The sequence below is a fragment of the Methylobacterium sp. WL103 genome, from assembly GCF_008039885.1.
GTDB classification, from domain to species: domain Bacteria; phylum Pseudomonadota; class Alphaproteobacteria; order Rhizobiales; family Beijerinckiaceae; genus Methylobacterium; species Methylobacterium cerastii.
In genome coordinates, this window is the sequence record NZ_VRUX01000229.1 from 1 (window position 1) to 6,519 (window position 6,519).

Consider the following 6,519-nt stretch of genomic DNA (forward strand, 5'->3'; position numbering starts at 1 on the left):
CTGCCGGGCCGCGCCGCCCCGGGCAAGCGCCTGACGCCCGAGACCTATACGGACGGCTCGCAGGCCCACCAGATCGCGGCCGAGTAAGCCGACCGCGGGAGCGATCCCGACGGCACCATCAGCCCCGCGCGGTCGAAGGACCGCGCGGGGTTCTTTATTGGGTAGGGCGCCCGGCCGGCGCCGCGGCGTTCCCTCCACCCGCGAAACGGTCTAAACGGCCGCTCCCGCGCCCCACGCGGTTCGGCCCTCGATCGCTTACCTGCCGCGTACGCAGGAGTGAGCCCGGAGATTTCCAGCGATGCCCATCCTCACGTTCCCCGACGGCAACACCCGCGCCTACGACGAGGCCGTGACCGGACGGGCCGTCGTCGAGGGCATCGCGAAATCGCTGGCCAAGCGCACCGTGGCGATGGCGCTCGACGGCGTCGTCTCCGACCTCTCCGACACGATCGAGCGTGACGCGCGCATCGAGTTCCTCGACCGCACCGACCCGCGGGCGCTGGAGCTGATCCGCCACGACTGCGCCCACGTGCTGGCGGAGGCGGTGCAGGCGCTGTGGCCGGGCACGCAGGTCACGATCGGCCCCGTGATCGAGAACGGCTTCTACTACGACTTCTCCCGCGACACGCCGTTCACGCCGGAGGACTTCCCGGCGATCGAGGCGAAGATGCGCGAGATCATGGGCCGGGACGCGCCCTTCACCAAGGAGGTCTGGAAGCGCGACGACATCCGCAAGGTGTTCGCCGACCGCGGCGAGGCCTACAAGGTCGAGCTGGTCGATGCGATCCCGCCTGGCGAAGACCTGAAGGTCTACCGGCAGGGCGACTGGTTCGACCTGTGCCGCGGCCCGCACATGACCTCGACGGGCAAGGTCGGCACCGCCTTCAAGCTGATGAAGGTCGCCGGCGCCTACTGGCGCGGCAATTCCGACAACCCGATGCTGACCCGCATCTATGGTACCGCCTGGGCCACGAAGGAAGACCTCGACGCCTACCTGCACCGGCTGGAGGAGGCCGAGCGCCGCGACCACCGCCGGCTCGGCCGGGAGATGGACCTGTTCCACTTCCAGGAGGAGGGGCCGGGCGTGGTGTTCTGGCACGCCAAGGGCTGGACGATCTTCCAAGAGCTGATCGCCTACATGCGCCGCCGCCTCAAGGGCGACTACAGCGAGGTGAACGCGCCGCAAATCCTCGACAAGGCCCTGTGGGAGACCTCCGGCCATTGGGGATGGTACCGGGAGAACATGTTCGCGGCCCAATCCGCGGGCGACGAGGCCGAGGACAAGCGCTGGTTCGCGCTCAAGCCCATGAACTGCCCGGGCCACGTCCAGATCTTCAAGCACGGCCTGAAGAGCTACCGCGATCTGCCTCTGCGCATGGCGGAATTCGGCGTGGTCCATCGCTACGAGCCGTCCGGCGCGATGCACGGCCTGATGCGGGTGCGCGGCTTCACCCAGGACGACGCGCACATCTTCTGCACCGAGGACCAGCTCGCCGACGAGTGCCTGACGATCAACGACCTGATCCTCTCGACCTACGCCGACTTCGGCTTCGACCAGATCGTGGTGAAGCTCTCGACCCGGCCCGAGAAGCGCGTCGGCTCGGACGCCCTGTGGGACCATGCGGAAGAGGTGATGACCCGTGTGCTGGCGCAGATCGAGGCGCAATCGGGCGGCCGCATCCGCACCGAGGTGAACCCGGGCGAGGGAGCCTTCTACGGACCGAAGTTCGAGTACGTGCTGCGCGACGCCATCGGCCGCGACTGGCAGTGCGGCACCACGCAGGTGGACTTCAACTTGCCCGAGCGCTTCGGCGCGTTCTACGTCGACGCCGAGAGCCAGAAGGTGCCGCCGGTGATGGTGCACCGGGCAATCTGCGGCTCGATGGAGCGCTTCACCGGAATCCTGATCGAACACTTCGCCGGCCATTTCCCGCTCTGGCTCAGCCCCGTCCAGGTGGTGGTCGCCACCATCACCGGGGAGGCGGACGCTTACGCGCGCGACGTGGTGCGGGCGCTGACGCGCGCCGGCCTTCGGGTGGAGGCGGACCTGCGCAACGAGAAGATCAACTACAAGGTCCGCGAGCATTCGCTCGCCAAGGTGCCGGTGATCCTGGCGCTCGGGCGCCGCGAGGCCGAGGAGCGCACGGTCTCGACCCGCCGCCTCGGCAGTCAGCAGACCCGGACGCTGCCGCTCGGCGAAGCCGTGGCGAGCTTCGTCGCCGAGGCGACCTCGCCCGACCTCCGCCGGGCGGAGGCCGTCGCCGAGAGCGTGCCGAGCACCGATGCGGTGCTCGACGGGCAGCATCCGGTCGAGCCCGCCCCCTGATCGTGGAAACGAGGCCGCCTGCAAGCGGCCTCGTCTTCCTGCGAAGGCTATGACAGGATCTGCCCATGCGTGAGACCGCGATTCCTTCCGAGTCCACATCGCGAAGCCTGATCGGGACTTGGCGCCGGTTCGGGCCGACCGGTCCCGCCTACGAGGTGGTTGCGACCGGATCCGTCACGACCACGGGCGACCAGCTGATGCGCGTGCGTGTCCTGGAGACGGGCGAGGAGCTGGATTACCCCCTGCGCGACATCCTCCACGATCACGACGAGGCGTGATGTTCGCCATCGCGTTCGACCTGAGCGTCGCGGAGGTGCAGGCGACCCATCCGAAAGGTGTCTCTCAGGCCCACGCCGACATCCGCTCGACACTCGCCCGGCATGGCTTCGACTGGGTTCAGGGCAGCCTCTACGTCAGCCGGATCGAGGACATGGCCGTCCTGTTCACGGCGATCATGGCCCTGAAGTCATTGCCCTGGTTCGCGCCTTCGGTCCGGGACATCCGCGCGTTCCGGGTCGAGCAGTGGTCGGACTTCACCGAGGTCGTGAAGGCCTAGATGTTTGGTCCCGGGATTTGGTGGAGCGGGTTTGACCTGAAGCGGCCCGGCTCGGCGGACCATGCTTTGCAGATGGCCTCGTAGGGCGTGAGGCCACGCAGGGTCTTGAGGCGGCGGCCAAAGTTATAGGCGCTGACGAAGTCGGCCAGGTGCGCGCGAAGCTGCTCATGGCTGTCGTAGTGGTAGCGTTTGACCGTCGCGTCCTTGATCGTTCGGTTCATCCGCTCGACCTGACCGTTGGTCCAGGGGTGCCGCGGCTTGGTCAGGCGATGGTCGATATCGTTGCGAGCGCAGGCGGCCTCGAAGCTGTGGGCTCGGAATGTTTCGCCGGCCGCGATCGCTTGCCTGATGATGGAGGCGGCCGAGGCAACGTTGCCGGGTGTCGTGAAGTGGGTGCCGTTATCGGTGAGCACGGTGTGCACCTTGTAGGGCACGGCCTCGATGAGATGGCGAAGGAAGTCGCCTGCGACCCGCCGTGTCGCCTTCTCGTGCAACTCGACAAAGGCGAACTTGGTCGTGCGGTCGATGGCGACGAGCAGGTAGAGCCGCCCTTCCGCCGTGTGAACCTCAGCCAGATCGATGTGGAAGTACCCGAGCGGATAAGCCTTGAAGCGCGAGCGCTTGGGCTTGTCGCCGTCGACCTCCGGCAATCGGCTGATGCCGTGGCGCTGCAGGCAGCGGTGTAGCGACGAACGGGTCAGGTGCGGGATCGTCGCCTGGAGCGCGTAGAGGCAGTCATCGAGCGGCAGGAGCGTGTGACGGCGAAAGGCGACGACGATCGCCTCGTCTTCCAGTGACAACACCGTCGAACGCGGATCCTTCGGCCCCGTGCGCTGGTCGGCGACCGAGGTCCGCTGCCGCCACTTTGAGACCGTCTTCTGGTTGATCCCGTAGCGCTTCGAGAGTGCCCTCAGGCTCGCTTGACTATGCTGGATCGCTCGACGGATCGCCTCCGTCGTCGTGGCGCTGCCGTGAAGAACCTGGCCCATAACGCGTCCCTCCACTCAGACGTGAAGATCGCACCATCAAACCCTGGGATCAAACACTTAGAGCATGTTCGGTGATCTCTGGATCACCGAACATGCTCTATCTTGTTGTGTGGTCGCATTTTCCTCACGCGAGCCGGCATCCACCTCGCTGAAAAATGCTCTAGCCGCCGCCCGGGGCAGCGCCGAGGCCCGCCACCTGGCAGATGTCGCGGGCGGGTTCGGCCAGCACCGTCTGGGCGGCCGCGACTTCAGGTTGCGCGGGCGCCGACACGGCGAGGGTCTGGGCGGCGTGGATCGCCTCGGCCGGGATTGTCTCGGCAAAGGCCATCGCCGTCGGGGCGGGAGGCGGCGTCTGGCTCAGGCTGCCGGCCTTGCGCTTCTCGTAGAAGGCGTTGCCGCCTGCCACCGCCACGTAGTGCATGTTGTCGTAGGGGTATTTCCGGCCGGCGGTGTGGAAGTACATCGCCCGGCCGACCTTGGGGTGGCGTTCGCCGGCCAGGATCGCGTCCGCCGCGTCGGCGACCTTCGACAGGTCCTTCTCCGCCATCGGCTTCGTCAGCACGCCGGCCGCGAATTGCCGTGGCTGGCCGACCACCGAGCAGATGCCGCCGTTCGGGAAGGCGGCGTTCTCCAGGCGGTTCATCACCACCGTCCCGACCGCGAGAAGGCCCTCGGGGTCACTGCGGTTCGATTCGAAGTACATCGCGCGGCCGAGGCAGTCGCGCTCCGCGTCGGACACCACCATCGGCTTGCCGTGCGTCGCGCCGGTGACGAGGGCGGTGTTCGCGCTGGTGTTGCAGGCGCCGAGGCTCGGTCCGAGCAGCAGGACCGACAGGGCCGGCACCGTCCATCTCGCCCGAACACCCTGCATGCCGTCCCGCCTCCCAGCCCGTCGCCCCGCCGATGCGACGGGTTCCGGCCAAGCTCTGTCCGAAAGGCGCGGATTTTGTGGCGCCCGAATTGTTTGGCGTTGTGGTGAACCGACGGTTGCATCAGCGCAGCTGGGCTTGCGCCTTCAGCATCGCCATGGCGATCTCGCGGAACGCGGCGGTGGGCACGGCGACGGACGGGGTGCGCCCCTCCTCCGGGTTGCCCGCTACGAGCACGCCGACCACCACGGGGCGTCCGCCTTCGACCTGCAGCAGCGCCGAGCCGGATTCGCCGGGCACCGCGCGGCAATCGTGCAGCAGGAGGGGCGCCGGCCCGGGGTTTCGCCACGCGCTGCAATGCCCCTGCGCGGTCATCAGCTGCGGCTTCAGCCGGCTGTAGCCGGCCCGCCGGATCTCGCGCCGGATCGCGGCCGGGTCGGCGTCGGGGGCTGCATCCTCCAGCGTCAGCGGCGTGCCGGGGATCGGCTCGACGAGCTCCACGAGGGCCCAGTCGGCCTGCATGTTCGGTTGCGCGGTGCCGTAGGCGTAGGCGTAGTCGTCCGGCTTGCGGTAGGCGGCGGCCAGGCTGTGGGCGCGGTAGGTGCCCTGGCGATAGCCGGCCACGAAGTGGACCACGCCAGGGTTGACCCAGCGCTTGCGCGGTTCGTCCCACAGGCAGTGGGCGGCGGTGAGCGCGAGCCGCGGTCCGATCAGGGTCGCGGTGCAGGATTGCAGGCGGTTGGTGCCGAGCACCACGTTGAGCTTGCCGATCGCGCTGTAGGGCCAGGCCTCCGCCTCGAAGGTAATGTCCTCAGCGCGCGCGGCGCCGGCCCACAGGCCCGCGCAGAAAAGGACGAGGGCGCGCACCGGCCTCAACCCGCCACGTGGCGGGCGAACGACGCGAGATCGATGTTGCCGCCGCTGATCACCACGCCGACGCGCTTGCCCCGCACGTCGAGGCGGCCGTGCATCACCGCCGCGGCCGCGAGGCAGCCGGTCGGCTCGACGACGAGCTTCATGCGCTCGGCGAAGAAGCGCATCGTGGCGACGAGCTCGTAATCCGTCACCGTGACGATGTCGGCGACGCGCTCCTGAATGATCGGGAAGGTCATCGATCCGAGGAACGTGGTCTGCGCGCCGTCGGCGATGGTCCGCGGCACCGGGATCGTCACGATCCGCCCCGCGCGGAACGATTGCTGTCCGTCGTCGCCGGCCTCCGGCTCGACGCCGACGACCAAACAGCCCGGCGCGCGCTCGGCGGCGACCAGCGCGCAGCCCGACAGCATGCCGCCGCCGCCGAGGCAGACGACGAGCATGTCGAGCGGCCCGGTCTCTTCGATCAACTCGAGGGCCAGCGTCCCCTGGCCGGCGATCACGTCCGGATGGTCGTAGGGCGGGATCAGGGTTAGGCCACGCGCCTCCGCCAACGTCCGCCCGAGGGCGACGCGATCCTGGGTGTAGCGGTCGTAGCGCACCACCTCGGCGCCGTAGCCCTGGGTCGCCGCGACCTTCATCGCCGGCGCGTCCTCCGGCATCACGATGGTGGCCGGCACGTTCAGGATGCGGCTCGCCAGGGCGATCGCCTGGGCGTGGTTGCCCGAGGAATAGGCGATGACGCCGCGCGCCCGCGCGTCGTCGTCGAGCGCCGCGATCGCGTTGTAGGCGCCGCGGAACTTGAAGGCGCCGGCCCGCTGCAGGTTCTCCGCCTTGAAGAACAGGCTCGCCCCGGTGCGTTCGTCGGCGGTGCGCGAGGTCAACACCGGGGTGCGGTGCGCCACG

General features: G+C 68.7%; 7 protein-coding genes. 3 read left to right on the forward strand and 4 right to left on the reverse strand.

Features of this window, described 5'->3' with window-relative positions; translation table 11 throughout:
* Window positions 1-298: 298 nt before the first annotated feature.
* From thrS to FV222_RS14575, 3 genes are all read left to right on the forward strand, one after another.
* Window positions 299-2,326: a threonine--tRNA ligase gene (gene thrS, locus FV222_RS14565; RefSeq protein WP_147814818.1), complete on the forward strand. Its 2,028-nt coding sequence runs from the start codon at window positions 299-301 to the stop codon at window positions 2,324-2,326.
* 65 nt (window positions 2,327-2,391) lie between these two features.
* Window positions 2,392-2,604 carry a DUF5397 family protein gene (locus tag FV222_RS14570; protein ID WP_147814820.1) on the forward strand — a complete coding sequence of 71 codons (213 nt, stop codon included), beginning with the start codon at window positions 2,392-2,394 and terminating at the stop codon, window positions 2,602-2,604.
* A complete protein-coding gene (locus FV222_RS14575; RefSeq protein WP_147814822.1) occupies window positions 2,604-2,882 on the forward strand; it encodes a virulence factor in 279 nt (92 codons plus the stop codon). Before FV222_RS14570 ends, FV222_RS14575 begins: the two co-directional genes overlap by 1 nt.
* Here FV222_RS14575 and FV222_RS14580 read toward each other — a convergent pair.
* The 4 genes from FV222_RS14580 to FV222_RS14595 form a co-directional block, all read right to left on the reverse strand.
* On the reverse strand, window positions 2,879-3,871 hold the full coding sequence (locus tag FV222_RS14580) for an IS481 family transposase (protein WP_147762812.1): 993 nt from the start codon (window positions 3,869-3,871) through the stop codon (window positions 2,879-2,881). The genes FV222_RS14575 and FV222_RS14580 overlap by 4 nt on opposite strands.
* 160 nt (window positions 3,872-4,031) lie before the next feature.
* The gene (locus tag FV222_RS14585; RefSeq protein ID WP_246685473.1) at window positions 4,032-4,715 is read right to left on the reverse strand and encodes a cell wall hydrolase; all 684 of its coding nucleotides are present in this window, start codon (window positions 4,713-4,715) and stop codon (window positions 4,032-4,034) included.
* Window positions 4,716-4,863: 148 nt separating this feature from the next.
* A complete protein-coding gene (locus tag FV222_RS14590; RefSeq protein ID WP_187277340.1) occupies window positions 4,864-5,607 on the reverse strand; it encodes a trypsin-like peptidase domain-containing protein in 744 nt (247 codons plus the stop codon).
* 5 nt (window positions 5,608-5,612) lie between these two features.
* The gene (locus FV222_RS14595; protein ID WP_246685474.1) at window positions 5,613-6,518 is read right to left on the reverse strand and encodes a threo-3-hydroxy-L-aspartate ammonia-lyase; all 906 of its coding nucleotides are present in this window, start codon (window positions 6,516-6,518) and stop codon (window positions 5,613-5,615) included.
* Window position 6,519: the final 1 nt, after the last annotated feature.